Source organism: uncultured Sulfitobacter sp. (assembly GCF_947497275.1).
Classification (GTDB): domain Bacteria; phylum Pseudomonadota; class Alphaproteobacteria; order Rhodobacterales; family Rhodobacteraceae; genus Sulfitobacter.
In genome coordinates this window covers 102,387-127,155 of sequence record NZ_CANMFS010000003.1, presented here as the reverse complement: position 1 = coordinate 127,155, position 24,769 = coordinate 102,387, and the positions used below count along the sequence as shown (strand labels likewise).

Annotated in this window: 21 protein-coding genes; 16 read left to right on the top strand and 5 right to left on the bottom strand. The window is 61.4% G+C overall.

The annotated features are described in order from the left end of the window. Positions 1-20 precede the first annotated feature (20 nt). The 3 genes from Q1A06_RS07345 to Q1A06_RS07335 all read left to right on the top strand — a co-directional run bounded on the left by Q1A06_RS07345 (position 21) and on the right by Q1A06_RS07335 (position 3,508). Positions 21-302, top strand: a complete 282-nt coding sequence (locus tag Q1A06_RS07345) for a hypothetical protein (RefSeq protein WP_299560904.1) — start codon at positions 21-23, stop codon at positions 300-302. A gap of 165 nt (positions 303-467) precedes the next feature. Continuing rightward, complete coding sequence (locus Q1A06_RS07340; RefSeq protein ID WP_299560901.1) at positions 468-1,913, top strand: TrkH family potassium uptake protein; 1,446 nt, start codon at positions 468-470, stop codon at positions 1,911-1,913. Next, positions 1,913-3,508, top strand: coding sequence for a thiamine pyrophosphate-binding protein (locus tag Q1A06_RS07335; protein WP_299560898.1), 1,596 nt, complete (start codon positions 1,913-1,915; stop codon positions 3,506-3,508). Before Q1A06_RS07340 ends, Q1A06_RS07335 begins: the two co-directional genes overlap by 1 nt. Positions 3,509-3,545: 37 nt before the next feature. Here the strand turns inward: Q1A06_RS07335 and Q1A06_RS07330 are convergent, their stop codons facing one another. Next, positions 3,546-5,336, bottom strand: coding sequence for a serine protease (locus tag Q1A06_RS07330; RefSeq protein ID WP_299560895.1), 1,791 nt, complete (start codon positions 5,334-5,336; stop codon positions 3,546-3,548). A gap of 209 nt (positions 5,337-5,545) precedes the next feature. Between Q1A06_RS07330 and Q1A06_RS07325 the strand changes: the two genes are divergently transcribed. The 8 genes from Q1A06_RS07325 to folP all read left to right on the top strand — a co-directional run bounded on the left by Q1A06_RS07325 (position 5,546) and on the right by folP (position 15,785). Continuing rightward, entirely contained in the window at positions 5,546-6,475 is a 930-nt protein-coding gene (locus Q1A06_RS07325; RefSeq protein ID WP_299560892.1) for a glycine--tRNA ligase subunit alpha, read from the top strand. Between the two features lie 40 nt (positions 6,476-6,515). After that, on the top strand, positions 6,516-7,037 hold the full coding sequence (locus Q1A06_RS07320; protein WP_299560889.1) for a DUF6446 family protein: 522 nt from the start codon (positions 6,516-6,518) through the stop codon (positions 7,035-7,037). Between the two features lie 77 nt (positions 7,038-7,114). Next, on the top strand, positions 7,115-7,936 hold the full coding sequence (locus Q1A06_RS07315; RefSeq protein WP_299560886.1) for a DUF1206 domain-containing protein: 822 nt from the start codon (positions 7,115-7,117) through the stop codon (positions 7,934-7,936). Positions 7,937-8,023: 87 nt separating this feature from the next. Further along, a complete protein-coding gene (glyS, locus tag Q1A06_RS07310) occupies positions 8,024-10,339 on the top strand; it encodes a glycine--tRNA ligase subunit beta (protein WP_299560883.1) in 2,316 nt (771 codons plus the stop codon). Positions 10,340-10,390: 51 nt separating this feature from the next. Then, entirely contained in the window at positions 10,391-12,958 is a 2,568-nt protein-coding gene (locus tag Q1A06_RS07305; RefSeq protein ID WP_299560880.1) for a putative PEP-binding protein, read from the top strand. 131 nt (positions 12,959-13,089) lie between these two features. Then, positions 13,090-13,728: a cell wall hydrolase gene (locus Q1A06_RS07300; protein ID WP_299560877.1), complete on the top strand. Its 639-nt coding sequence runs from the start codon at positions 13,090-13,092 to the stop codon at positions 13,726-13,728. Positions 13,729-13,830: 102 nt separating this feature from the next. Further along, positions 13,831-14,754, top strand: a complete 924-nt coding sequence (locus Q1A06_RS07295) for a dihydroneopterin aldolase (protein WP_299560874.1) — start codon at positions 13,831-13,833, stop codon at positions 14,752-14,754. Positions 14,755-14,756: 2 nt separating this feature from the next. Next, the gene (gene folP / locus Q1A06_RS07290) at positions 14,757-15,785 is read left to right on the top strand and encodes a dihydropteroate synthase (RefSeq protein ID WP_299560871.1); all 1,029 of its coding nucleotides are present in this window, start codon (positions 14,757-14,759) and stop codon (positions 15,783-15,785) included. Here folP and Q1A06_RS07285 read toward each other — a convergent pair. The 3 genes from Q1A06_RS07285 to ilvC all read right to left on the bottom strand — a co-directional run bounded on the left by Q1A06_RS07285 (position 15,775) and on the right by ilvC (position 18,057). Beyond that, positions 15,775-16,692: a DMT family transporter gene (locus tag Q1A06_RS07285; protein ID WP_299560868.1), complete on the bottom strand. Its 918-nt coding sequence runs from the start codon at positions 16,690-16,692 to the stop codon at positions 15,775-15,777. The two genes, folP and Q1A06_RS07285, sit on opposite strands and share 11 nt — an antisense overlap. Beyond that, complete coding sequence (locus Q1A06_RS07280) at positions 16,689-16,952, bottom strand: hypothetical protein (RefSeq protein ID WP_299560865.1); 264 nt, start codon at positions 16,950-16,952, stop codon at positions 16,689-16,691. Before Q1A06_RS07280 ends, Q1A06_RS07285 begins: the two co-directional genes overlap by 4 nt. Before the next feature lie 82 nt (positions 16,953-17,034). Next, a complete protein-coding gene (gene ilvC, locus Q1A06_RS07275; RefSeq protein ID WP_299560862.1) occupies positions 17,035-18,057 on the bottom strand; it encodes a ketol-acid reductoisomerase in 1,023 nt (340 codons plus the stop codon). A gap of 134 nt (positions 18,058-18,191) precedes the next feature. Between ilvC and Q1A06_RS07270 the strand changes: the two genes are divergently transcribed. The 3 genes from Q1A06_RS07270 (at position 18,192) to Q1A06_RS07260 (ending at position 20,480) form a co-directional block, all read left to right on the top strand. Then, the gene (locus tag Q1A06_RS07270; protein WP_299560859.1) at positions 18,192-18,647 is read left to right on the top strand and encodes an Lrp/AsnC family transcriptional regulator; all 456 of its coding nucleotides are present in this window, start codon (positions 18,192-18,194) and stop codon (positions 18,645-18,647) included. After that, complete coding sequence (locus Q1A06_RS07265) at positions 18,644-19,099, top strand: Lrp/AsnC family transcriptional regulator (RefSeq protein ID WP_299560856.1); 456 nt, start codon at positions 18,644-18,646, stop codon at positions 19,097-19,099. The genes Q1A06_RS07270 and Q1A06_RS07265 overlap by 4 nt, the downstream gene beginning before the upstream one ends. A gap of 256 nt (positions 19,100-19,355) precedes the next feature. After that, a complete protein-coding gene (locus tag Q1A06_RS07260) occupies positions 19,356-20,480 on the top strand; it encodes an aminotransferase class V-fold PLP-dependent enzyme (protein WP_299560853.1) in 1,125 nt (374 codons plus the stop codon). Positions 20,481-20,545: 65 nt separating this feature from the next. Here the strand turns inward: Q1A06_RS07260 and Q1A06_RS07255 are convergent, their stop codons facing one another. Further along, complete coding sequence (locus tag Q1A06_RS07255; RefSeq protein WP_299560850.1) at positions 20,546-21,922, bottom strand: M20/M25/M40 family metallo-hydrolase; 1,377 nt, start codon at positions 21,920-21,922, stop codon at positions 20,546-20,548. A 204-nt stretch (positions 21,923-22,126) separates the two neighbouring features. On the opposite strand from Q1A06_RS07255, the gene hemA reads away from it, so the two are divergent. Both hemA and Q1A06_RS07245 read left to right on the top strand, forming a co-directional pair. Next, a complete protein-coding gene (gene hemA, locus Q1A06_RS07250) occupies positions 22,127-23,350 on the top strand; it encodes a 5-aminolevulinate synthase (RefSeq protein ID WP_299560847.1) in 1,224 nt (407 codons plus the stop codon). 121 nt (positions 23,351-23,471) lie between these two features. After that, entirely contained in the window at positions 23,472-24,752 is a 1,281-nt protein-coding gene (locus Q1A06_RS07245) for a helix-turn-helix domain-containing protein (protein ID WP_299560844.1), read from the top strand. Positions 24,753-24,769 lie beyond the last annotated feature (17 nt).

Below are 24,769 nucleotides of genomic sequence, written 5' to 3'. Positions count from 1 at the left end.
CAAATTCTAAGGCATATCCGATGACCTATCAGTCGACCGCAACCGAATACTTCTCAGCTCGCATGCCCGCACGTGGGCAAGTGACATCGACCACTCCTTTCCTGTCCGCACGCACATCGCTTGCACAACTGGGCCAGCTGTTGGCCCGCGCTGGCACGGCAATGATGAACGCGTCCAGCGGCGCGGCGCGCGTGGCACGCGTGCAGGCCCTGAACGCCAAGACAGATGACGAACTCAAGGCGATGGGTATCGCGCGTGCAGACATCGTGCACCACGTCTTCAGGGACTATTACTACGCCTGATGCGCGCGTTGCGCCTAACGGCGCGGACCGCACGATGGCAAACGCCCTTCGCCGCGCTCACCCTGAGCGCAGCGGGGGGCGTTTTATTTTGTCGCAAGAACCGAGCGTCCGTATACGGCATGGCGCGCCTTGACACCGCAGCGCGCCCGCGCCAACGCTGCACGGATGGATTTGCGCCCGGTTGGATATGTTATTGGCCTGTTGGTGGCCGTGCTGGGGTTGGCGATGCTGGTGCCATTGCTGGTGGATGTCGCCGAGGGCCGTGATCAATGGCCGGTATTCCTGCAAAGTGCTTTCATCACCATTCTGGGCGGAGCGGCGATTGCGCTGGCCTGCGCCAGCGGTGTGCGCGAGGGCCTGACAATTCAGCAGACCTTCTTGTTGACCACCACTGTCTGGGTGGCGCTGCCGGCGTTCGGAGCGATCCCTTTCGTACTCGGGGCGACGGACGCGCGCATCGTCGATGCCCTGTTCGAGGCGACGTCGGGGATGACCACCACGGGAGCGACCGTTTTTTCCGGGCTGGACCTATTGCCCAAGGGGCTGCTGATCTGGCGGTCCATCCTGCAATGGCTTGGCGGCATCGGCATCATTGTCGTCGCGATGGTTTTCCTGCCTGAACTGCGGGTCGGCGGGATGCAGATTTTCAAGTCCGAGTCCTTCGATACATTCGGCAAGATTCTGCCCCGCGCAGGACAGATCGCAACCCAGATCTCGGGTATTTACGTTATTTTCACGCTGGCTTGCACACTGATCTACATCTATTTCGGCATGAATCTCTTCGACGCGACCGCCCACGCGATGACGACGATTTCTACCGGGGGCTTCTCGAACTACGACGCGTCCTTCGCCACGTTTTCGGGGCCGTTGGAATATGTTGCCACCGTCTTCATGATCCTCTCCGCGCTGCCTTTCGTGCGCTACGTCCAACTGATCAACGGCAATCCCCTGGCGCTGCATCGAGACCCGCAGGTGCGGGGGTTCGTGATGACCGTGGGGGTGCTGGTGTTGGCGCTTCTGGTCCTGCTGGACGAAGACGTGCATTTCGGCGTGGAACAGGCCCTGCGCGAGGCGTTGTTCAACGTCACCTCGATCATCTCAGGGACCGGGTACGCGTCGGTCGATTATATGCAATGGGGCAGCTTTGCCGTGGCGCTGTTCTTTTTCATCGGTCTCATCGGCGGTTGCGCGGGCTCGACGGCCTGCTCGATCAAGATTTTCCGCTATCAGCTTCTTTTCGCATCGATCCGGTCGCAGCTGCGGCGCATCCGCTCGCCGCACGGGATCTTCACGCCGCGCTACGACAACCGTCCGGTGGGCGAGGAGGTGCTTGCCTCGGTGATGTCGTTCTTCATGTTTTTCGTCGTCACACTGGGCGTCGTCGCGGTTGCGCTGTCTTTCACCGGTCTTGATTTCGTCACTTCGGTATCGGGGGCCGGGGCGGCGCTGGCCAACATCGGGCCGGGGTTGGGCGATATCATCGGACCGGCGGGCAATTTCTCGACCCTGAACGATCCGGCGAAATGGATCCTGATCATCGCCATGCTGATCGGACGATTGGAGCTTATGGTCGTCTATGTCCTGTTTACCGTCAATTTCTGGAGAGCCTGATGACAGACCGCCAAACCCGCCCGCTGGGCGCGCAAATTTCGCACATGCTCAAGGCGCGGGGCGTCGATGTAATCTTCGGTATTCCCGGCGTGCATAATCAGGAGATGTACCGGGGCATTGAGGAGGCGGGGATCACCCATGTGCTGGCCCGTCACGAGCAGGGCGCCGGGTTCATGGCCGATGGCTATGCCCGTGCGAGCGGCAAGCCGGGGGTGGCCTATGTTATCACTGGACCGGGGCTGTGCAACATCATGACGCCGATGGGGCAGGCGTACAGCGACAGTGTGCCGATGCTCGTTCTGTCGAGCTGTCTCGACGAGGTTGCCGCACGGCGTGGTCAACTGCATCAGATGAAGGACCAGCGCGGCGCAGCGGAAACGGTGTGCGAATGGTCACAGGACGCAGTGTCGGCACAGGCGGCCTATGCCCTGGTGGACCGCGCGTTCGAAGAGTTCCGGACAGCGGGTCGACAACGCCCCAAAGCCATACAGGTGCCGATCGCACAGCTTGAGGCAGCTGCAGCGCCAGCGCCAGCGCCACTGCTCCGCAGCCCGCAAGGCACCGATGAGACGCAGGCGGCCGCCCGGATCGTCGATGCGTTGAGTCGCGCCCGCAAACCGCTTTTCGTGTTCGGCGGCGGGGTGCGTGGCGCGGACAGCGTTCGAGAAGTCTTGCGGAAAACCGGTGCCGCAGCCTTTACGACCTATGCGGGCCGTGGCCTTGTCGCGCCGTCTTATCCGCTGCTGTTCGGATCCAATCTCGCGCGGCCTTCAAGTGCGGCAGAGATCGCCAAGGCGGATCTTGTCATAGCGATAGGCACCGAGCTTGCCGAGGTGGATCTGTGGCGGGATCATCTGGGGCACCGCTGTCCGATGGTGCGCGTCGACCTCGACGCAGAGGTACTCAGCGATGCGCAGAATGCCGATGTGCGGATCTTTGCGGATGCCGATACAGTCCTGTGTGCGCTTGCGAATGCGACAGGCCTGGACGCTGGAGAAAGCGACTGGAACGCCGCAGACGTCAGCGCCGCGCGCGCCCGGTGGCGCAGTGAGGTGGAAGCTGACTATCCCGGTATCCTGCCGGTCGCGGATGCGCTGCGCGACTGCCTGCCCGATGACACGATGGTTTATTCCGACATGACCCAGTTTGCGTATGCCGCCAAGGAAGTATGGGATATGGACCGCCCCGGTCACTGGCACCATCCTTACGGCTTTGGCACACTGGGCTATGCGCTGCCAGCCGCTATCGGCGGTGCCGTTGCGCGGGCGGGAAAGCCTACGCTGGCGATCATCGGTGATTACGGGTTCCACTACACTATGGCGGAGCTTGGTGTTGCTGTGGAACTTGGTCTGCCGCTGCCCATCATCTTGTGGGACAACGGCAAGCTGGGGGCGATCGAGGCGAGCATGGTGGGCGCGCAAATTGCGCCCAACGCCGTGATCGCGCGCAATCCCGATTTCGAGAAGTTGGCTGAGGCGTTCGGCGCGGCCTCTGTCGCGCCGCGCACGCTGGTACACATGCAAGACGCCGTGCGTGCGGCGTTTGAAGCCGATGGCCCGACGTTGATTTACCTGACGCCAGAACTGACCGGCTGAGCCCTGCGCGGGCCGGTGGGTTACCGCGCAGGCTGAATTATTCCCAGCAGCTGACCAGAACGGTCATTCCGGTGGCGCGCTGCGAAATCTGGAATGGGGTCAGCGCGTCGGACGGGGCCGAGCCTGCCGGGAGCCTGACGCCAGCCGCTGTGGTTACGTCCCGTACGGTCTGCGCATCCAGCGCAAAGCTGACGTCTTGCGGCAGTTGCGGCACGCCTTGGGGTTGCGGGGCGAGCATGCCGATCACGGTTCCGTCTTCGGCAAGCACCGGACCGCCCGCATCCTCGGCACGGCTGCGCAGCGCGAGCCGTTCCAACATCTCCTCACCCTCAAGGCCCTTGACGTCCTCTATGGTTCCGAACGTCATCGACGGTGCGCTGAGCGCGCCGCCGAAGGAGTACCCGGCAAGGGCAACCTCGCTTTGCAGACGCGGCGGTTGCGCGGCGAAGGAGGCGACCGCCAGCGGCGCGAGCGCCACATCCGGTTGTAGCAACGCGACGCCGCGGGCCCGGTCATCGGCCACGATCCGCGCATCCGTATCGCCGTCCAGCGTAATCCGCCCGCATCCCTGCACCACCTCCGAAGTGGTCACGACATCGCCATTGCCAGTCACGAAGAACCCCGACCGGGTGAGTTTGGGCGTACGCACCTGCAAACCCGCGACCAGATCAATCGCCTGTTCCGGCGAAGCGCCCGCCGAGGCGCTCAGGACACCGGGCAGGGCGGTAAAGCTATCGCGCATTTCGGTCAGGACACGGCGGCGGCGCTCTTCGTCGTTCGCAGGCCAGATCAGCGTGAAACCCTTGATCTGCCCGTCTCGCAGGCTGGCTTCGGTGTAGCTGACGGTACGGGCGTTTTCGCCGACCAATGTGAAACTGGAGTTGTTGCGTTCCCGCGGGCCGTTCAGCGGCACGATTTCCAGAGTTTGCAGAATCTCGTAGAGACCGAACAGTGTGTTCTGGTCGCCCGGTTGGCTGATCAGCAAAACCCGCGCGCCAAGGTCGCCGGTGGCGTTGTATTGCGCAAAGGGCGGCTCGTAGCGGTCGAAATCGACGATATTCATGGGGATCCGCACCGCGATACCGGCTTTGGTGTCACGCACCAAGCGCAGGCCCAGACCTTCCAGCACGGCGTTGTACTGTCGCGCGATTTGCGCGCGCTGCATCGTGGTCAGGATACCGGTCTGCTGAAACCCGTTGGACACCTGCCATTGCGCCATCGCGTTGCGGGTCCCGCGCCCGAATGCCCCGTCGATTGCAGCGTCATAGAAGCCGGCCCATTTCAGCATCACCTGCAATTGCTTGCGCTCATCGCTGGTCAGCAGGCGTTCCGAACGCTGGGCTTCCCCGGGTGTCTCGTCGGCGGGCTCCGGTTCAGGTTCGGGCTGCTGCGGGGCCGGTGTTGCATCCGACACCTGCGGCGCCGGATCTTCCTGCAGGGCGCTTTGCGGCGCGTCGATGGCACCGTTGTCGAGGATATTCGCACCAACTGGCCAGAACTGGCGGCCCAGACGCTGTGAAAGCTGAACGAAGCTGTCGCCGGGCACCAGCCCTTCGCGGCGGTACTGCCGCAGTACCAGTTCCGCATCTTCGCGCCGGTAGGGGCCAACGACGATGGCATACCATCCGCCGCCAACGGCAAATCCGTTGACGTCCTGCAGCAAGGTTGCGTAGGCCCGCGCCCGGTCCGTGGCACGCGCCAGAGATTGCTGCGCTTCGATCTGGATCCAGACGACTTCGTCCGCATCGACGGCTTGCGCGGACGCGGAACGTGGGGTGCCGAAGAGTACCGCAGCGCAAAAGAGGGAGGCCAAAATCAGTCGCAACATCGTGTCTGGAACTTTCAAAGGTAAATTTGCCGCAGATAAGCAGGATTTGCGGGGGATTCCCATAAGTGATGTGCCGGTTTCACATACAATTCATAAGCGTTGCCACCGCGCAGCGCCGCCCGCGCGCCCGCGTCGATTGACCCCCGCTGCGCCGCGCCCTAGTAAGAGCGACGAACGGCCTTGCGCCGCGTGAGACAAAGGTATCCGGTATGGCTGACACTCCCCGCTCGTTTCAGGAAATCATCCTGCGCCTGCAAAGCTATTGGGCGCGGCACGGCTGCGCGATCTTGCAGCCCTACGACATGGAAGTCGGCGCGGGCACGTTTCACCCGGCAACGACGCTGCGGTCGTTGGGGACACAGCCCTGGGCTGCCGCGTATGTACAGCCGTCGCGCCGCCCGACCGATGGCCGCTACGGCGAGAACCCGAACCGGTTGCAGCACTACTACCAGTATCAGGTGCTGATCAAACCGTCGCCGGCGAACCTGCAGGAGCTTTATCTCGGCTCGCTGGAGGCGATCGGCATCGACATGGATCTGCACGACATCCGCTTTGTCGAGGATGATTGGGAAAGCCCGACTTTGGGCGCCTGGGGTCTTGGCTGGGAAGTGTGGTGCGACGGCATGGAAGTCAGCCAGTTCACCTATTTCCAGCAGGTCGGCGGGCATGACTGTCACCCAGTGTCGGGCGAGCTGACCTACGGGCTGGAGCGGCTTGCGATGTATGTTCTGGGCGTCGATCACGTGATGGACATGCCGTTCAACGACCCCGACGCGCCGATCCCGTTAAGCTATGGCGACGTCTTCAAGCAGACCGAGGAAGAATACGCGCGTTGGAATTTCGATATCGCCAATACGGACGTTTTGCTGCGCCACTTCGAGGAAGCCGAAGCAGAGTGCAAGGCGATCATCGAGCAGGAACACCACGATCCGAAATCCGGCAAACGCATCGTCATGGCGCATCCGGCCTATGATCAGGCGATCAAGGCAAGCCATATTTTCAATCTGCTGGACGCGCGCGGCGTTATCTCGGTGACCGAAAGGCAGGCCTACATCGGACGCGTGCGGGCGCTGACCAAAATGTGCGCTGACGCTTTCGTCCAGACCCGCGCGGGCGGCTGGACCGACGATGCAGCCTGATCCCGGGCCGCACCACTCTATACTGTACTGGACCTGACGCATGAGCGGCAAAATCGTAGGAATCGTTATCTTGATCTCTTCACTGATCGCGGGGGCCACCCTGTATTACCTCCAGGTCTACGGGTTCTACAGTGAGGTATCCGCCCCGGCGGATGGCATCGTTCTGACAAGCATCGCGTCGGGCGACGCCGAAGTGATCCCGTTCGAGAACTTCCAGGCCATTGACGCCGACAGCTCGCCCATCCGGTACCGCGCGTGCTTCGACACCCCCTACAGCCTCGCATTGCTGACGGAGACGTTCGAGATGGTCGAGGGCGTGTCTCCGCGCAATGCGCCGGGTTGGTTCGGCTGTTTCGATGCCGAGGCCATTGCGGGCGAATTGAAGGCCGGAACGGCGCTGACTTTCATGGGGCAAAAGAATGTAGCCTACGGTGTCGACCGTGTGGTCGCCATTACCAGCGACGGACGTGGATACGCTTGGCACGAACTCAACGATTGCGGGGCCAAGGCTTATGACGGTACTGTCACCGGCGAGGAATGTCCGCCGGTTCCGGGCAACTGAACGGCTCTATCCGCACCGGTGATTGGAACCAATAGGGTCCTGTAGTGCTTTGTCCTAGAACAACACGGGGCAGATCGTTGGATAAATCACACGAAGGACTGAAATGGGTTATGCGCGCAGGCTACGGCGCGCGCGGCGCAATTTACATTGCAGTGGGTGCGCTTGCGTTTCTGGCTGCACTCAATTCAGGGCAGGCAGAAGGCACCAAGGACGCTTTGGTGGCGCTCAGGAAACAACCCTATGGGGTCCCGATGCTTTGGGGGATCGGTCTGGGACTGTTCTGCTACATGGTCTGGCGTGTGGTTGCGGGCATCATGGATGTCGAAGATCATGGTGACGGGGCCAAAGGAGCGTTTGCCCGGGCCGCGCAGATCACGACCGGTTTGTTGCATGGCGGTATCGCGATTTCTGTCATCGGCCTCGCTCAGGGTGGCGGCGGTGGCGGCGATTCTACTCAGGACTGGACGCAGAAGGTGATGCAGATGCCCCTGGGTCGCACGATGGTCGGCATCGGTGCTCTAATTCTGGTCGGAGCAGGCTTATACTATGCCTACAAAGGCGTCGCAGGGAAATACAAGGAGCATCTGGCGAATGCGCGGCTCGTGCGCGACTTGGAGATGGTAATCAAGGGCGGCTTGATCGTGTACGGCGCGATGCTGGTGCTGGTCGGTATTTCGATCGCGACTGCGGCATTCTTTGGCGACCCGTCACAGGCGGGCGGGCTGGGGCAGGCGCTTCAATCGCTGCGTGGAGCGGTCTTTGGCCGGATACTGCTGGGCGGTGCGGGAATAGGCTTGCTTGCCTTCGCACTCTATAACTTCGTGGAGGCCGGATACCGCGTCGTGCCGAAGATCAGCGGAGCAGGCATCAAGACCTTGGCGGATCGCGCCACCTCCTGAGGTGTTCGGGGCTGGACCCTGCGCCGCACCCCCGCTATCCAAGCGTCCAAGCCAAGGCCGCACCGTGCGGCGCAAAGAGGACGCACTGTGCCAGACCTGCTGATCGAACTTTTCTCCGAAGAAATCCCCGCTCGGATGCAAAGCCGCGCGGGGGATGACCTCAAGTCTCTTGTGACCAACGGATTGGTCGAGGCCGGTCTCACCTACGCCTCGGCCGCCGCGTTCACGACACCGCGCCGGTTGTGTCTTACGGTCGAAGGTTTGCTCGACGCTAGTCCGCGCACTGTCGAGGAACGAAAAGGGCCCAAAGCCGACGCACCGCAAAAGGCGATAGAAGGGTTTCTTAGGGGGGCAGGCGTCAGCCGTGATGCACTCGAAGAACGCGACACGCCCAAGGGCAAGATCCTTTTCGCCAAAATCACCCGCGAGGGCCGTCCGGCCGCCGACATCGTGTCTGAGGTGCTGGACGCGACGATCCGCAACTTTCCGTGGCCCAAATCGATGCGTTGGGGAAACGGCACTTTGCGCTGGGTGCGGCCGCTCCATTCTATCCTGTGCATCTTGTCGCGTGAGGATGGCGCTGAGATCGTGCCGCTTGAGCTAGACGGGATCGTCGCGGGCAACACCACGCAAGGTCACCGCTTTCTGGGGGCGGGTGCGTTCACGGTCAGTGGTTTCGACGATTACGCGGCCAAGCTCGCGCGCGCGTATGTCGTGCTTGATCCGGCGGCGCGGCGCGACACTATTTGGCACGATGCGACGAACACCGCCTTTGCCAATGGTCTGGAAGTGGTGGAAGACGCAGGCCTGTTGGCCGAGGTCGCCGGGTTGGTCGAATGGCCGGTGGTGCTGATGGGACGGATCGGTGACGATTTTCTCGATCTGCCGCCCGAAGTGCTGCAAACCTCGATGAAAGAGCATCAAAAATTCTTTTCCGTGCGGAATCCCAAGACGGGCCGCATCGAACGGTTCATCACAGTCGCCAACCGCACGACTGCCGATGACGGTGCCACGATTCTCGCAGGCAATGAGAAGGTGCTGAGCGCGCGTCTGGCGGACGCCAAGTTCTTCTGGGACAACGATCTGCGGGTGGCGAAATCCGATGCGGGCATGGCCGCGTGGGTTGAAAACCTCAGGAACGTGACCTTCCACAACAAGCTCGGCACTCAAGCCGAACTGATCGAGCGCATCGCGGTACTGGCGCGCGAAATTGCGCCGTTGGTGGGCGCGGATCCGGATGCCGCCGAAGAAGCCGCGCGCATCGCCAAGGCGGACCTGTCCTCCGAGATGGTCTATGAATTCCCCGAACTTCAGGGGTTGATGGGGCGCTACTATGCGCAGGCAGCGGGCCACAGCGAAGACGTGGCGGCTGCTGCCGAAGAGCATTACGCGCCGCTGGGTCCGTCAGACGACGTGCCGACAGCACCCGTTTCCGTCGCCGTGGCGCTGGCCGAAAAGATCGACAAGCTGACCGGATTCTGGGCGATTGAAGAGAAGCCCACGGGCAGCAAGGACCCCTTTGCGCTGCGGCGTGCGGCGTTGGGAGTTATTCGGATTTTGGTTGAGAATGACATTCGACTAGATCTATCTGAAGTTGCTTTTCAGACTTCTGCGTCAACAATAACCGAACAACTTTCGATTATTGAGCTTAATAGAGCCAAGGCGGAAATAAAATTGGCTGTCGACATGTATTCGACTGTCTCGGAAGCAGTGAAAGAATTTGTTGAAGGTGGTCGGCTTGAGAACCTATCTGAAATTTTTGAAAACGGTACTGATCCAAATGAGTTTGAGAGTTTAGAAGATTGGCTTAAAGATGCGTTGGAAAAAATCAACACGTATATAGTTAGTCGCACATACAGCTCAATTAGTCGTAAGTCCGCTGACCTCCTCACCTTCCTCCACGACCGTCTGAAAGTCTACCTGAAAGACCAAGGCATCCGCCACGACATCATCGACGCCTGCATCGCGATGGATGGCAATGATGATCTGACCCTGCTCGTCAAACGCGCCCGCGCGTTGAGTGACACGCTGAAAACCGACGATGGCGAGAATCTGTTGCAGGCGTTCAAACGCGCCAGCAACATCCTGTCGCAGGCAGAGGAGGCGGATGGCGTTGAATACTCCTACGGGGCGGACGTGAAATTTGCCGACACTGAGGAGGAGCGCGCTTTGTTTGCGGCGCTCGATACCGCCGAAGCGACGATCACCCCCGCGATGGCGCAGCAGGATTTTACCACCGCGATGTCCGCGATGGCCGAGCTGCGCGGTCCGCTCGATGCGTTCTTCGACGCGGTCCAGATCAACACGGACAACGCAACGGTGCGACGCAACCGGCTCAACCTGCTTAGCCGGATCCGGCAGCTGTGTACCGGAGTTGCGGATTTGACCCGCGTCGAAGGTTGAAGGCACGCAAGGGGTAATTTGTGCCCCTTGGCGCAGCGCAGCATTGGGCCTATGTTGCGGGGGAAGACAGAGGATGCCGCAGTGCAGAATAATCCCAACACGACACTGATCACACCGAGCGCCCCTATTGAAAACGCCACCCATGGCGGTCGCGCTAAGTGCCTGCAGCGTCTGGTCCGGATGGATCTGCCCGTGCCGCGCACTGTCGCCCTGTCGTTCTTCACTGTGCACAAGATCGCCAATGGCGAATTGCCGGACGTGGACTCCGTGGTCGATTCATTTCCGAAAGACGCATTGCTGTGCGTGCGCCCCTCAAGCCAGGATCCCGATTGGGGCGGGCCGGGGGCCGTGCTCAACATCGGGATGAACGACGCGCGGTTCAAGGCCCTGCGCGAGACGATGGGCGAGGCGGCGGCGGCATCGCTCTACACCCGTTTCGTGCAGTCCTACGCGATCAATGTTGCGCGGCTTGACCCCGACATGTTCGACGACGTGGATGGCGACGGGCGCGCGGCGCTCGACCAGACGCTGCGTGCTTACTATTCCGAAACCGAAGAGAAATTTCCACAGTCGCGCCGTACACAGCTTGCGGCGGTGCTGCGTTCGATGGCGCGGGCATGGAATGGCACATCCGCCCGTCTGCTCCGGCAGGCAAAAGGCGCGCCGGCGGATGCGGGTCTGGGTCTTGTAGTGCAACAAATGATTTTCGGCGTCGGTGCCGGCCAATGCGGATCGGGCGTCTTGCAACTGGTCAACAGCGAGACGGGCGCGCCGCAGGTCACGGGACGCTATCTGGGCCAAAGCCAGGGCCGCGATGCGGTCGAAGGCGATGCGGAGGCGCTGTACCTTACCCATGATCCGCGTGGCAAGGCGCTTGAGGATCTGCTGCCGGACGCCTTCGAGAAGTTGAAGGACTATGCAAGCCTGATGCGCAGCCGTCTGCGCGAGGAAATGCATGTCGAATTCGCCATCGACAACGGGGCTGTTCACATTCTCGACGGTGTGCGGGTGTCGCGATCGTCGCGCGCGTCGGTACGGATTGCGGTCACGCTGGCGGAAGATGGCATCATCAGCCGTGAAGAAGCCCTGATGCGGGTACAGCCTCGATTGTTGACCGAATTGCTGCACCGACAGATCGATCCGTCGGTCAAGCGGGACGTCATCGGCAAGGGCATTGCGGCAAGCCCCGGGGCCGCGACCGGACGGCTGGTGTTCGACGCGGGCGAAGCGCAGGCAAGTGCCGCGCGTGGCGAGGCCTGTATTCTGGTGCGCCGGGAGACGTCCTCGGAGGACGTGCGCGGGATGCATGCCGCACAGGCGGTTCTGACCGAACGCGGTGGCATCACCAGCCATGCCGCAGTGATCGGGCGCGGCATCGGCTTGCCCTGCGTGGTGGGCGCGTCGAATCTGGTGTTCAACCAGCGCGACCATACGATCACCGCGCGCGATGGTAGGGTCTTCGGTGCAGGCGATCTGGTAACGGTCGACGGCTCTACGGGTCAGGTGCTGGCAGGAGCTGCCGCGATGCGCGAAGCCGCGCTCGACGACTATTTCCGGCTGTTGATGGCATGGGCCGAGGACAGCGCTGATATTGGGATTAGGGCCAACGCGGATACACCGACCGATGCGCAGACCGCGCGCAATTTCGACGCGCACGGCATCGGTCTGTGCCGAACCGAGCACATGTTCTTTGATCCCGGTCGCCTGACGGTGATGCGCGAGATGATTTTCGCGGACACCTCCGAAGGACGCCGCGCAGTACTTGAACGCCTCTTGCCGATGCAGCGCGACGACTTCAAACAATTGTTTCGCATCATGCAGGGTCAGCCCGTGTGCATCCGCCTGTTCGATCCGCCACTACATGAATTTCTGCCCGTCGATACAAGCGGCCAGCGCGAGTTGGCCGAGGCATTGGGGTTGCCGCGCTCGGATGTGACGCGCCGGATCGAGGCGATGCGGGAATATAATCCGATGTTGGGTTTGCGTGGTGTACGCCTCGGGATTACCGTGCCTGAAATCTACGAAATGCAGGCGCGTGCCATTTTCGAAGCGATCGTAGAGGCGGGGCAGGACGGCGAACCGGTTGTACCCGAGATCATGATTCCGCTCGTGTCCGCCCGGCGCGAAGTCGAACTTGTGAAGAACTCCATTGATGCGGTCGCGGCGGCGGTGCGGCGTGAACGCGGCGTGAACTTCGACTACCGGCTTGGGGTGATGGTCGAAACACCGCGCGCGGCGCTGCGCGCGGGCGAAATCGCGCCCTATTGTGCGTTCCTGAGTTTCGGAACGAACGACCTGACACAGATGACCTACGGTCTGTCGCGCGATGACGCGGGCCGGTTCATGTCGGACTATGTGAAGCAGGGAGTTTTTGACGAAGATCCGTTTCACACGCTGGATCACGACGGTGTCGGAGAGCTGCTGCAACTGGGTGCGGAGCGGGGGCGCGCGGCAAAACCCGGCATCACGCTGTCGGTTTGTGGTGAACACGGAGGCAACCCCGAATCGATTGCATTTTGTCGCGCGGCAGGATTCGACTATGTTTCCTGTTCCCCGTTTCGTGTTCCGGTTGCACGTCTCGCAGCTGCGCAACTCGCCATAACAAGCAAGATGCAGTAGGTATAGGCCAGATATATTCTACATCTTGTGTTGCTCGGCGGTCTGTCGCGCATTGGATGCCGGCAAACTTGTCACAAAAGCAAATTTTAGGCTATGCGCCCCGAAGAATGAAAAACTTGGGGAAAAAGACAATGCGGTCTGGATGGAAGAAAACAATTGCTGCGGCGCTGACCGGTATCGCCCTGTGTGCGGTACCCGTGGTCAGCTATGCGAATGCGGGTGCCGAGAGTCTGGCGAAGGTTGAACAACGTGGGTTGGGCAAGGTTGGGTCCGACCGGCTGAGTATCTTGGTGGCGCCGACAGAAGCACAAACCGCCGTCCTCACAAGCGCATGGCTCGACAGCCAGCCCTCTGCCAAGGGCTCAGAGCAATTCCGTTGCCTTGCCGAAGCTTTGTACTTTGAAGCGCGCGGCGAAACCGTCAAAGGCCAGTTTGCCGTGGCCGAGGTCATCCGCAACCGGGTGCAATCCGCGCGTTTTCCCGGATCATACTGTGGCGTGATCAATCAGGGTACGGGCAAAAAATATCAGTGCCAGTTCACCTACACCTGCGACGGCAACAACGAGGTCATCGCTGAGCCTGCCGCGTACGCCCGCGTTGCGAAAGTCGCGCGCGCTGTGATCGACGGCAAGGCGCCTGAGCTTACCGATGGTGCAACATTTTACCACACGACCGCCGTGCGCCCCAGCTGGTCACGCAAGTTCGTGAACACGACGCGTATCGGCGTCCACCTGTTCTACCGCCGCAGCGTCCGTACCGCGAGCAACTGACAGCGCAAACGGGCAGTCAGGGGGCGCTCGTCGCTCTCGACGCGCGCGCTTCTTGGCTGTACATGCGGCACCATCCGTTCAACGTCCGAGAGAGTGGTTCCCATGTCGTCCGAGACGCGTCTAGCCTTTGCCCACCCCTCCGAACGCGCCGCCGCGACGGCGTCCCAATCTGCGCTCGACCGCATTTCCGTGCGCGATCACACGGTCGAGGTGGAAATTGGTGCGTTTCAGGCCGAACGCGGCGTGACCCAGCGGATCTGTTTCAACATTGTCGTGGAGGTTCAGCCGCTGAGCGGTCCGATAGACGACGATGTGGACAGGATTCTCTCCTACGACAAGGTGACGGAGGCCATTGATGCTGAATTAAGCGTCGAACGTCTGGCGCTTCTTGAAACACTGGCGGAACGGGTTGCGGAGCGGATCCTGTTCGAGCCGCAGGCGATGCGGGTTTTCGTGCGGATCGAAAAACTTGATCGGGGCCCCGGTGCGCTGGGGGTCGAGATCGTACGGGCCCGCGACGGGGCACCCCCCGCCGAGATCGCGTCCGAAGGCGCACCGCATCCGGAAATCGTCTTTCTGAGCAACCAAGCGATTGCGTCGCCTTATCTGATGGGGTGGCTGGATCAACTGCTGGGCATGGGGCGGCCGGTGATCCTGTGTGTGGGCCCCTCGGACGTGGCCGCGCCGCAGGTCGCGCACCCTATGGCGCAGCGCCGGATCGACCTGTTGGCGATCGAACAGAACGCCTGGGTACTTGCGGCCCGTGACAGTCGCTGCGTGGTCGTCGAAACACGGACCGAATTGGACTGGGCGATGAAGAACGGCCAGACGTGTGTCTGGGTGCCCTCCAAGATAGTGCTCGACAGTGTCGATACCCCCTCGGCGCAGCCGCGTGACGCAGTGGCCTTGGCGGCATGGTTCGCCGCGACATTCGATGCCGAAGAGATGTTGGTTTTCGGCGCACCGCTGCCCGCACAGGCCTCGGTGCCGTTGCGCGCGATCGCGGTGCAGAGCGAACAGATCTGAGTATGCCGCGTCAGTATTTCCGCCCCGTTGTCTCGTGCGATGTCGCGCGCCCGGTCGGTGCACATGCGGTCGCAGGGGGCCGTGGATGGTTCACGCATGTCGAGGTGATCGCGCGGGGGAAACCGCCCGGGATCATCGCCGCAAGCGAGGTACCCGAAACGGCGATTGCACCGTTGATCGCCCCAAGGCCGACAATTTTGGGAATGACCTGGGACCGCCCTGTGATCATGGGCATCGTGAATACAACTCCCGACAGTTTTTCGGATGGTGGGCTTCACGCGGCGGCAGCCGACGCGATTGCCGCAGGTCTGTCGATGGCGGATGCAGGGGCAGATGTGCTCGATATCGGGGGCGAATCAACGCGTCCGGGCGCGCGACTGGTCGATCCAGCGGAAGAAATACGCCGTGTCGTGCCGGTGATTACCGGACTACGGGCGCAGGGCTTTACCGGTGCGATTTCCATCGATACGCGCAAGAGCGACGTGGCGAGCGCGGCGTTGGATGCGGGCGCGGATCTGATCAACGATGTTTCTGGATTCACCTTCGATCCGTCTTTGGCGACAGTCGCGGCAACGGCGGGCGCACCGGTCTGTATCATGCACGGACCCGTCGACCCTTCCGTGATGCACAAGGATCCACGCTATGACGACGTGCTGCTTGACGTGTATGATTTTCTGGAGGCGCGGATTGCCGCGCTGATCAGCGCCGGTGTCCCCCGGGGTTCAATCATCGTCGACCCCGGCATCGGGTTTGCAAAGACGCAAGACCACAATCTGGCTTTGCTGGCCCGGTTGAGTCTGTTGCACGGCCTTGGCATACCCTTGCTGCTTGGGGCATCGCGCAAGCGGTTCATCGGCACCATCGGCCAGACGCCGGACGCGCGCAAGCGCGCGCCGGGATCCATTGCAGTGGCTCTGGGTGGCCTTGCGCAGAACGTCCAGATGGTCCGCGTCCACGATGTCGCCGAGACCCGTCAGGCCATCGCCCTTTGGCGTGCGATGCATGAAGACGTGCCGACCTTCAGCGACTGAAGATGCGGCGTAGGGCGTCGTACTGGGTCATTCCGACACCCAGCAGGATCAGAATCATCGCCACGATCAACGAGCGCGGCAAAGGTTCTGCGAGTATGAGCGCGCCGAGCACAACCGACCAGACCGGCACCTGATAATTCACCAGTGACATGAACACCGGACCGGCGCTGCGCACTACCAGCACCCGCAGGAAATTCGCTGCTGCCGTCGGAACGAGGCCGAGAAACACCATTACTGCAAGAATCTCCGGTGCGGGCAGGGGCGGCGGCCCTTCGATCAGCCACGCCACCGGGATCGTCAGCGCGGCACCGGTCAGCAGCAGAACTGTCGAAAGCCCGATCGGGTTTGCTGCGGGCAGACGGCGCAGGAGGATCGATCCGATGGCATAGCAGCTTGCCGCCGTGATGCAGGCCAGCCGCCCGGGCAGCTCCAGCGTGCTTCCCGTGGTCTCGAAGGCCTGGCCGCCGATCAGAACAACGACGCCGACGAACCCGGTGGCAAAGCCGACCGACTTGCGCAAGGTCATCCGCTCTCCGGGAATGGTAAAATGGGCGATCGGCAGAACGACAAGCGCCACCGAGGCCATCGACACCCCGGCGAAACCGGAACTGACGTACTGCTGACCCCAGCAAAGCAGCGAGAAAGGCACCGCCGAACTCAGCGCGCCGATGATCAGGAGCGTACCTTTTTCATTCCGCGTAGGCGGCACAGAGAACAACCGAAAGCCCGAGGCCGCCCAGACTCCGGTCATCAGAAGCGCGGCAAACCCCACGCGCGATGCCGCCAGCCAGAAGGGTGTGATTCCGGTAAGCGCGACTTCGGTCACCATGAAGGTGCCGCCCCAGGTGATGCCGAGGATGCCGACGATCAGCCAGCTTGTCGCTGTGATGTGGGGGGCGTCTGTCATGCGCTCAGATAGCCCCAAAGCCGCGCGCCCGGCAAGCCGATATGACCGATGCGGACCCCGCCACACCGTGCGCAGGAACGCGGGTCGTATTTGCCCCACGCCAACGTACTTTCACAAATAGGAGGGATTTGAACTTGACTGACCGATATGAAGACGGCCTGTCCGATTGTGGCGATGTTCATCGCCCTTGTGTTCGCTATACGGGCGGGATGAAGAAGAATGAGCGCAATACGTAAGAACAGGGTGCGCAGATTATCCATGGAATGACGGGTCTTTGAAGCCCGCACCTTTATCGGTCCGGAACAAGAAAGGCCCGGACAGGATGGCCGGGCCTTAGTCGTTTTAGTTCTTCGATTTATCGACCATCTTGCCAGCGGAGATCCATGGCATCATCTCACGCAGCTTTGCGCCAACCTGTTCGATCTGATGCTCGTCGTTCATCCGGCGGGTGCCCTTGAAGAAAGGCTGCCCCACGGCGTTTTCCTGCATGAAGTCACGCACGAACTTGCCGCGCTGGATGTCATCGAGAACCGCCTTCATCCGTGCTTTCGTCTCATCATAGGGCAGGATCCGTGGACCGGAGACATACTCGCCGTATTCGGCCGTGTTGGAGATCGAGTAATTCATGTTGGCAATGCCGCCTTCATAGATCAGATCCACGATCAGCTTCACCTCGTGCAGACACTCGAAATAGGCCATTTCAGGGGCATAGCCTGCTTCGACCAGTGTCTCGAAGCCCATGCGGATCAGTTCCACCAGACCGCCGCACAGGACCGCCTGTTCGCCGAACAGATCGGTTTCACACTCTTCGCGGAAGTTCGTCTCGATAATGCCGGAGCGGCCACCGCCGATGGCGGAGCAATAGGACAGGCCGATTTCCAAGGCCTTGCCCGATGCATCGCGGTCGACAGCCACGAGGCACGGCACGCCTCCGCCCTTGGTGTATTCGCCGCGCACGGTGTGGCCTGGGCCCTTGGGCGCCATCATGATGACGTCGATGCCGTCTTTTGGCTCGATCAGGCCGAAGTGGACATTCAGGCCATGGGCAAAGGCGATGGCGGCGCCTTCGCGGATATTGTCGTGGACGTATTTTTTGTATGTCTCGGCTTGAAGCTCATCGGGCATGGTGAACATGATCACGTCGGCCCACGCGGCGGCTTCGGCGATCTCCATCACTTGCAGGCCTTCGCCTTCGGCCTTCGCCTTGGACGCGGAGCCCTCGCGCAGGGCGACGACGAGGTTCTTGGCGCCGCTGTCGCGCAGGTTTAGCGCATGGGCATGACCCTGGGAGCCATAGCCTAGAATCGCCACTTTCTTGTCCTTGATGAGGTTCACGTCGCAGTCACGGTCATAATACACGCGCATGGTGGTCTGTCCTTTTCAATGTTGACTTGGCGCCACACTAGCGAAAGTCGCGCTTGAATGAAGCGCCTGCGCAGGGATATTTACAGCCAAAAGAAATAGAGTTATGCGCTAAACTATAAAAATATGGATAAATCATGCTTGATGACGCGGATCGCCGGTTGCTGCGCTACTGGCAAGCCGAGCCCAGCCTGAGCCAGGGTGAATTGGCGCAGCGGGCCGGAATCACCGTTGGGCGGGCGACGCGGCGCATTGCACGTATGCAGGAGCTGGGCATTTTGCGCGGGGTCGGCGCGGTGATCGATTGGGTGGCGTTGGGCTACGCCGTCGAAGTGTCGTTGCGGGTAACGCTGGACAAGACACAGGGCAATGCGTTTGACACATTCATGATCGAGGCGCGGAAGGTGCCCGAAGTGATCGAGGTGCAGACGTTGCTGGGTCGTGTGGATATGCGCCTGTCGATCATCGCCCGCGACATGGCGCACTATCAGGAAATTTACCGCAGCCGTATCCTGACCCTGCCGCACATTGCTGATATCGAGGCGCTGATGCAGGTGGCACGTATCAAGGATGCGCAGGGGTTACCCTTGTGATCACGCTCGACGAGATCGACCGCCAGTTGCTGCGCAGTCTGGTCCGGGATGCGGGTCAGGGTGCCGGGGCGCTCGGGCGTCAGCTGGGCCTGAGCCAACCGGCGACGTGGCGGCGGATCAGGCGGCTGGAGGATGCAGGTGTGATCAAAGGGCGCCGCTTGCGGCTCGATGCCGAGAAGCTGGGGTTCGGGGTAACGGTGTTTCTGGGGGTGAAGCTGGCCACGAAGGGCCGCGTGTCGCTGGAAGATTTCGAGCGCGCGGTAACTGCTATTCCCGAAGTACAAACTGTCGAGCATGTTCTGGGCCGCTATGACTATCGCTTGCGGGTCGTCGCGCGCGATTTGCCCGATTTCGAACGCGTGTTGCGGCGGCGGATCATGACATTGCCGGGCGCTGGAGAGGTTGAGGCCAACATTCTGCTGAGTGAAGAGCGGCTCAACGGACCGCTTTAGGCCGCTGGCCTGAGAACCTGCGCAATTCGTGACGCGACCGGGAGACTGCAGCGGTCCGCCGCGTTGACCTCGAGGCAACGGTCGCCCGAGGAACAGTTCTGTGCTGCATTGAGATCGTATCAGGATAAATGTCGGCAAATCGTCACGGTTGCCCATTCGGCCCCAGTTGGCTGGTTGACGTAACCGGGGTGTTTGTCTTTGCCAACGCGTGCCGCGCTCGTTAATCAGGGGTGGAATATCAAGCGGAGAGACAGACATGGCATTGCTGGACACGGTGGACCCGACAGGTCTCGAAGAATTTTCGGTCGTTTTCACGGATCGGTCGCTGAACTCGATGAGCCAGAGTTTTCAGAAGGTGATGCGCGATATCCACGCTATGTTGTGTGAGGTGTATCATGCAGACGCGGCGGTGATCGTGCCCGGTGGTGGGTCCTACGGGATGGAGGCAGTGGCGCGGCAGTTCGCGCGGGGCGAGGATGTGGTTGTCGTGCGGAACGGGTGGTTTTCCTACCGCTGGAGCCAGATCATCGAAACGGGAGGGCTGACCGGCAGTGCCACGGTGATCAAGGCGCGTCCGCAGGGCAACGCCACGCCCGCACCTTATGCGCCGCCGCCGATCGAGGACGTCGAAGATGCGATCCGCGCGCACAAGCCTGCCGTGGTTTTCGCGCCGCACGTTGAAACCTCCGCCGGCGTGATCCTGCCGGACACCTACATCAAGGCGATGGCGCAGGCCGCCCATGAAGCCGGGGCGCTGTTGGTGCTCGACTGCATCGCGTCGGGCTGCGCCTGGGTCAACATGCAAGCACTCGGTGTCGATGTGCTGATCTCCGCGCCGCAGAAGGGGTGGAGTGCCTCGCCGAGTGCCGGTCTGGTAATGTTGTCGGAGCGCGCCGAGGCCAGGCTTGCCGAAACACAGTCCGACAGCTTCGCACTGGACCTGGGCAAATGGCGCAGCATCATGAAGGCCTATCTCGATGGCGGCCACGCCTATCACGCGACCATGCCCACGGATGCGCTGCGTGATTTCCGCGATACCATGAACGAGACGAAAAAATACGGTTTTGACCGCCTGAAAGAAGCGCAATGGCGTCTGGGCGACGGCGTGCGCACGATGATGGCGGACAGGGGCGTCGTGTCGGTTGCCGCCGACGGTTTCGGCGCTCCGGGGGTCGTGGTGTGTTATACCGAGGATCCCGACATCAAATCGGGCAAGGCGTTTATGGAAAAGGGCATGCAGATCGCCGCCGGTGTTCCCTTGCAGGTGGGTGAGCCTGCCGGTTTTTCTACCTTCCGCCTGGGGCTTTTCGGTCTCGACAAGCTCTATGATACCGATGCGACGCTGGCGCGTTTGAAAGAGGTGGTGGATCAGGTTCTGTAGCCTGACTAAACCCAGCCGTTTTTGAAAAAGGCCCGCGCCGGTTCTGCCGCGCGGGCTTTTTGCGGTCAGCTCAGCGCGTCGAGAATGCGCGCCCACGACCGGATGCCCTTGTGAAAACTCTCCATGTCGTATTTTTCGTTGGGCGAATGGATCTGGTCGTCGTCCTTGCCAAAGCCGATCAACATAGGCGTTGTGTCAAGTATCTTAGAAAAATGCCCCGCGATCGGTATGGACCCGCCGCAGCCGATGTAGGCGGCGGGCACCTGCCATTCGTCCGTCAGCGCCTTCAACGCGGCGGCAAAGGCAGGATCATCCGTCGGCGTGACGGAGGCCCGGCTGGCCCCGTGGTCTTTCCATGCGACGCTGCAATCCTCAGGCAGCATGTCTTCGACCATCTTGCGAAAACTCTCGCGGATCGCCAGCGGATCCTGATCACCGACTAGCCGGAAAGAAATCTTGGCGCTCGCCTGTGAGGGCAGCACGGTCTTGAAGCCGTCGCCCTGATAGCCGCCCCAGATGCCGTTGACATCGCAGGTGGGACGCGACCAGATCATCTCCAGCGGGGTGCGGTCCTGCTCGCCCGCAGGATGCGACAGCCCGACCTCGCCGAGGAATGATGCGTGGTCGAAGGCCAGCCCCTGCCATTGCGCTTTCAGTTCGTCGGGTAGCTCTGGAACGCCATCGTAGAAACCGGGTACCGTAATGCGACCTGTTTCATCATGCAGCGCGGCGATAATGCGTGACAGCACGCGAATCGGATTGATGGAAATTCCGCCGAACATGCCCGAATGCAGGTCCTTGGTCGGCGCAGTGATGGTCAATTCCTCGCCCAGCAGGCCGCGCAGCATGGTCACAATGGACGGCGTGCGACTTTCGAACATGCCGGTGTCACAGATCATCGCGAAATCGGCGCGAAGCTCGTCCGCGTTTTCTTGCATGAACGGCACCAGGGAGGGTGATCCCGATTCCTCCTCACCTTCAAAAAAGAAGGTGATGCGGCAGGGCCAGTCGCCCTCGACCTCTTTCCAGGCCCGCAGCGCCTCCATAAAAGTCATCAATTGCCCCTTGTCGTCGGCGGCCCCGCGTCCTCGGATCACGGTGCCCTTTTCCGTATCCTCGACCGCCGGATCGAACGGATCGCGGTCCCACAGGTTCAACGGATCGACTGGCTGCACGTCGTAGTGACCGTAGAAAAGGACGTGCGGTTTGCCGGTTTCCGGCCCCGCGTGCCCCACGACCATCGGATGACCGGGCGTCGGGCGCTTTTGCGCGTCGACGCCGAGGCTTTGCAGATCGTTAACCAGCCAGTCGGCGGCCTCCTGACAGTCGGACTTGAACGCGGGATCGGTCGAGATCGACTTGATCCGCAGCAGATCCAAAAGCCGTTCGGTAGCGGCGGGCAGATCATCGTCGATGCGGGCGAGTACGGCGTCTAGCGACATGGGGTGGGGCTCCTGATTGCTGGATTTGGGAGAATCCTATCAGGCCCGGGCGCGGTGTCCAGTCGGGTCGGTCCCGTCCCGACGGATGCGACAATGCGCACCAGTTTCTGGGATTGAACGGCGCGGGCTAAGAAGGTATCAGTTCTAAGAAATTGAATATGAGGGCCGTCACCGTTTTTTGTCCCTCGCCAGACGGAGATGCGGATGACCTATTCAGAAAAGCTCGATCAGGCGATCGCACGGCTGCATGACGAGGGCCGTTACCGCACCTTCATCGATATCGAACGCCGCAACGGCAACTTCCCGCATGCGGTCTGGACCAAACCCGACGGCAGTGAACAGGACATCACGGTCTGGTGCGGCAATGACTATCTTGGCATGGGCCAGAACAAGGTGGTGCTGGAGGCGATGCACGAGGCAATCGACGCCACTGGTGCGGGATCGGGCGGAACGCGCAACATTTCCGGTACCACTGTCTATCACAAGCGCCTCGAGGCCGAGCTTGCCGATCTGCACGGTAAGGAAGCGGCGCTGCTGTTCACGTCCGCCTATATCGCCAATGATGCGACGCTCAGCACGCTGCCCAAGCTCTTTCCCGGTCTGATCATCTACTCAGACGCGCTCAACCACGCGTCGATGATCGAAGGGGTGCGCCGCAACGGCGGGTCAAAACGGGTATTCCGCCACAACGACGTGGCCCACCTGCGCGAACTGCTCGCTGCGGATGATCCGGATGCGCCCAAGCTGATCGCATTCGAATCGATCTATTCCATGGACGGCGATTTCGGTCCGATCGAAGCGATCTGCGATCTGGCCGATGAATTCGGTGCGCTGACCTATATCGACGAAGTGCACGCGGTCGGCATGTATGGCCCGCGCGGCGGCGGAGTGGCCGAGCGGGACCGCCTGCTGCACCGTCTCGACATCGTCAACGGCACACTGGCCAAGGCGTACGGCGTCATGGGCGGCTACATCGCCGCTTCCGCGAAAATGTGCGATGCGATCCGGTCCTATGCGCCGGGTTTCATTTTTACGACATCGCTTCCGCCAGCCGTCGCAGCCGGTGCGGCGGCATCGGTTGCGTTTCTCAAGCGCGCGCCTGAACTGCGTCAGAAGCACCAGGAGCAGGCGGCAGCCTTGAAGCTGCGACTCAAGGGTCTCGGCCTTCCGGTCATCGACTACGGCAGCCACATCGTGCCGGTGATGGTCGGCAACCCGGTGCACACCAAAGTGCTTTCCGACATGTTGCTTGAAGATCACGGCATCTATGTGCAGCCTATCAACTTCCCCACGGTACCGCGTGGAACGGAGCGGTTGCGCTTTACCCCGTCGCCCGTACATGGACCGCGTGAAATGGATGCGTTGGTTCATGCAATGGACGGTCTCTGGGCGCATTGTGCGCTAAATCGTGCCGAGCAGGCCGGTTAATACCTCAAATTCTCGCTTATGCATTTGCGTTGTGTTACCAAGTCTCTAACAAGAACCCACGACGAATCATTATATGGTACGTCCAAGGGTAGGCAGGCACTAAGTAAACTGGGGCATCGGTATGATTGGGCGTTGGGTCTCCAAGAGCGTTGAAGACGATATTGTCGAGCCGTCAGGTTTTGATGCTTTTGAACTCCGACTTGGCGATCTGATGCGCGGAGAGCGTGCAACGCTCGGCAAATCCCTTCTCGACGTGCAACGCGAGCTTCGGATCAAGGCATCGTACATCGCGGCGATCGAAAATGCCGATCCGGATGCATTCGACACCCCCGGTTTCATTGCAGGATATGTGCGGTCCTATGCGCGCTACCTCAACATGGATCCCGACAAAGCGTTCAAGGCGTTCTGCACCGAGAGCGGTTTTTCCGTTGCGCACGGCATGTCCGCCGAAGCGTCTGTCGTCAAAAAACCATCCCGCGAAGATCGCTTGTCACGCCAGCCGGACGCCGATATTTTCTCGCGCCCCGCGATGCCCTTCGCGCCCGGTGGCGACAGCTTTCTGTCGCGGATCGAGCCGAGCGCGATCGGGTCGACGCTCGTACTCGTCGCGTTGATTGGCGCAATCGGGTTCGGTGGCTGGACTGTCCTGAAAGAAGTCCAGCGGGTGCAGGTTTCACCGGTCGATCAGACGCCAGTGGTTTTGTCCGATCTGGACCCGTTGCAAGCAGCCGAGCCCGATGCCCAGGGTTTGACGAGTGATGTTGCAGCGCCGGCAACTCTGGATGACACACCGCGCGTCGAAGCGTTGGATCGGCTGTACCGCCCTGCGGCACTGGATGTACCGGTCCTTGTTGCCCGCGACGCGCCGATTGCCACGCTCGACCCGCGCGCCGGTGGAATTTTCAACGCGCCGACCATGCCGCGCGTGGCCCAGGCCGCGACCGCGACAAATTCGGATACGCCCACCGGGATCGAATCCGCGCTGCAGGAGGCGCTTGAGGCGCCGGTCGTGACAGCTGGCGTGCGTGTGCCACAGGTTGTCGAAGGTCCCGCAGCTGCGGTTCAGGTCGTCGCGACAGGCGAGACCTGGGTACGGATCACCGCTGCGGACGGTACCAATATCTACGAAAAGGTCATGAACAAAGGGGATACATTCGATGTTCCCGCGCTTGAAGACGCGCCGACGTTGCGAACCGGTCAAAGCGGGGCTGTGTATTTCGTGATGAACGGCGAATACTATGGGCCTGTCGGCGGACGTGGCAGCGTGACATCGAATGTGCCCTTGCAGCAGCAGGCGCTGGCCGAACTGTACCAGCCCGCGTTGCCCGGACAGGACAGCGCGCTGGAAACACTCGTCGCCGAATTGCGTGAGAATACGTCCCGGCCGGGACCCGACCAGTAAACATCGGGCCGCGGCAT

Excerpts from the sequence above, each read along its gene's own strand:
- Q1A06_RS07340 (WP_299560901.1), top strand. The coding sequence starts at position 468 with ATGGATTTGCGCCCGGTTGGATATGTTATTGGCCTGTTGGTGGCCGTG.
- Q1A06_RS07260 (WP_299560853.1), top strand. The coding sequence starts at position 19,356 with ATGGCATTGCTGGACACGGTGGACCCGACAGGTCTCGAAGAATTTTCG.
- Q1A06_RS07320 (WP_299560889.1), top strand. The coding sequence starts at position 6,516 with ATGAGCGGCAAAATCGTAGGAATCGTTATCTTGATCTCTTCACTGATC.
- Q1A06_RS07285 (WP_299560868.1), bottom strand. The coding sequence starts at position 16,692 with ATGACAGACGCCCCCCACATCACAGCGACAAGCTGGCTGATCGTCGGC.
- Q1A06_RS07255 (WP_299560850.1), bottom strand. The coding sequence starts at position 21,922 with ATGTCGCTAGACGCCGTACTCGCCCGCATCGACGATGATCTGCCCGCC.
- Q1A06_RS07245 (WP_299560844.1), top strand. The coding sequence starts at position 23,472 with ATGATTGGGCGTTGGGTCTCCAAGAGCGTTGAAGACGATATTGTCGAG.
- Q1A06_RS07280 (WP_299560865.1), bottom strand. The coding sequence starts at position 16,952 with ATGGATAATCTGCGCACCCTGTTCTTACGTATTGCGCTCATTCTTCTT.
- Q1A06_RS07330 (WP_299560895.1), bottom strand. The coding sequence starts at position 5,336 with ATGTTGCGACTGATTTTGGCCTCCCTCTTTTGCGCTGCGGTACTCTTC.
- Q1A06_RS07325 (WP_299560892.1), top strand. The coding sequence starts at position 5,546 with ATGGCTGACACTCCCCGCTCGTTTCAGGAAATCATCCTGCGCCTGCAA.
- Q1A06_RS07305 (WP_299560880.1), top strand. The coding sequence starts at position 10,391 with ATGTTGCGGGGGAAGACAGAGGATGCCGCAGTGCAGAATAATCCCAAC.
- Q1A06_RS07295 (WP_299560874.1), top strand. The coding sequence starts at position 13,831 with ATGTCGTCCGAGACGCGTCTAGCCTTTGCCCACCCCTCCGAACGCGCC.
- Q1A06_RS07345 (WP_299560904.1), top strand. The coding sequence starts at position 21 with ATGACCTATCAGTCGACCGCAACCGAATACTTCTCAGCTCGCATGCCC.
- folP (WP_299560871.1), top strand. The coding sequence starts at position 14,757 with ATGCCGCGTCAGTATTTCCGCCCCGTTGTCTCGTGCGATGTCGCGCGC.
- Q1A06_RS07270 (WP_299560859.1), top strand. The coding sequence starts at position 18,192 with ATGCTTGATGACGCGGATCGCCGGTTGCTGCGCTACTGGCAAGCCGAG.
- ilvC (WP_299560862.1), bottom strand. The coding sequence starts at position 18,057 with ATGCGCGTGTATTATGACCGTGACTGCGACGTGAACCTCATCAAGGAC.
- Q1A06_RS07300 (WP_299560877.1), top strand. The coding sequence starts at position 13,090 with ATGCGGTCTGGATGGAAGAAAACAATTGCTGCGGCGCTGACCGGTATC.
- hemA (WP_299560847.1), top strand. The coding sequence starts at position 22,127 with ATGACCTATTCAGAAAAGCTCGATCAGGCGATCGCACGGCTGCATGAC.
- Q1A06_RS07335 (WP_299560898.1), top strand. The coding sequence starts at position 1,913 with ATGACAGACCGCCAAACCCGCCCGCTGGGCGCGCAAATTTCGCACATG.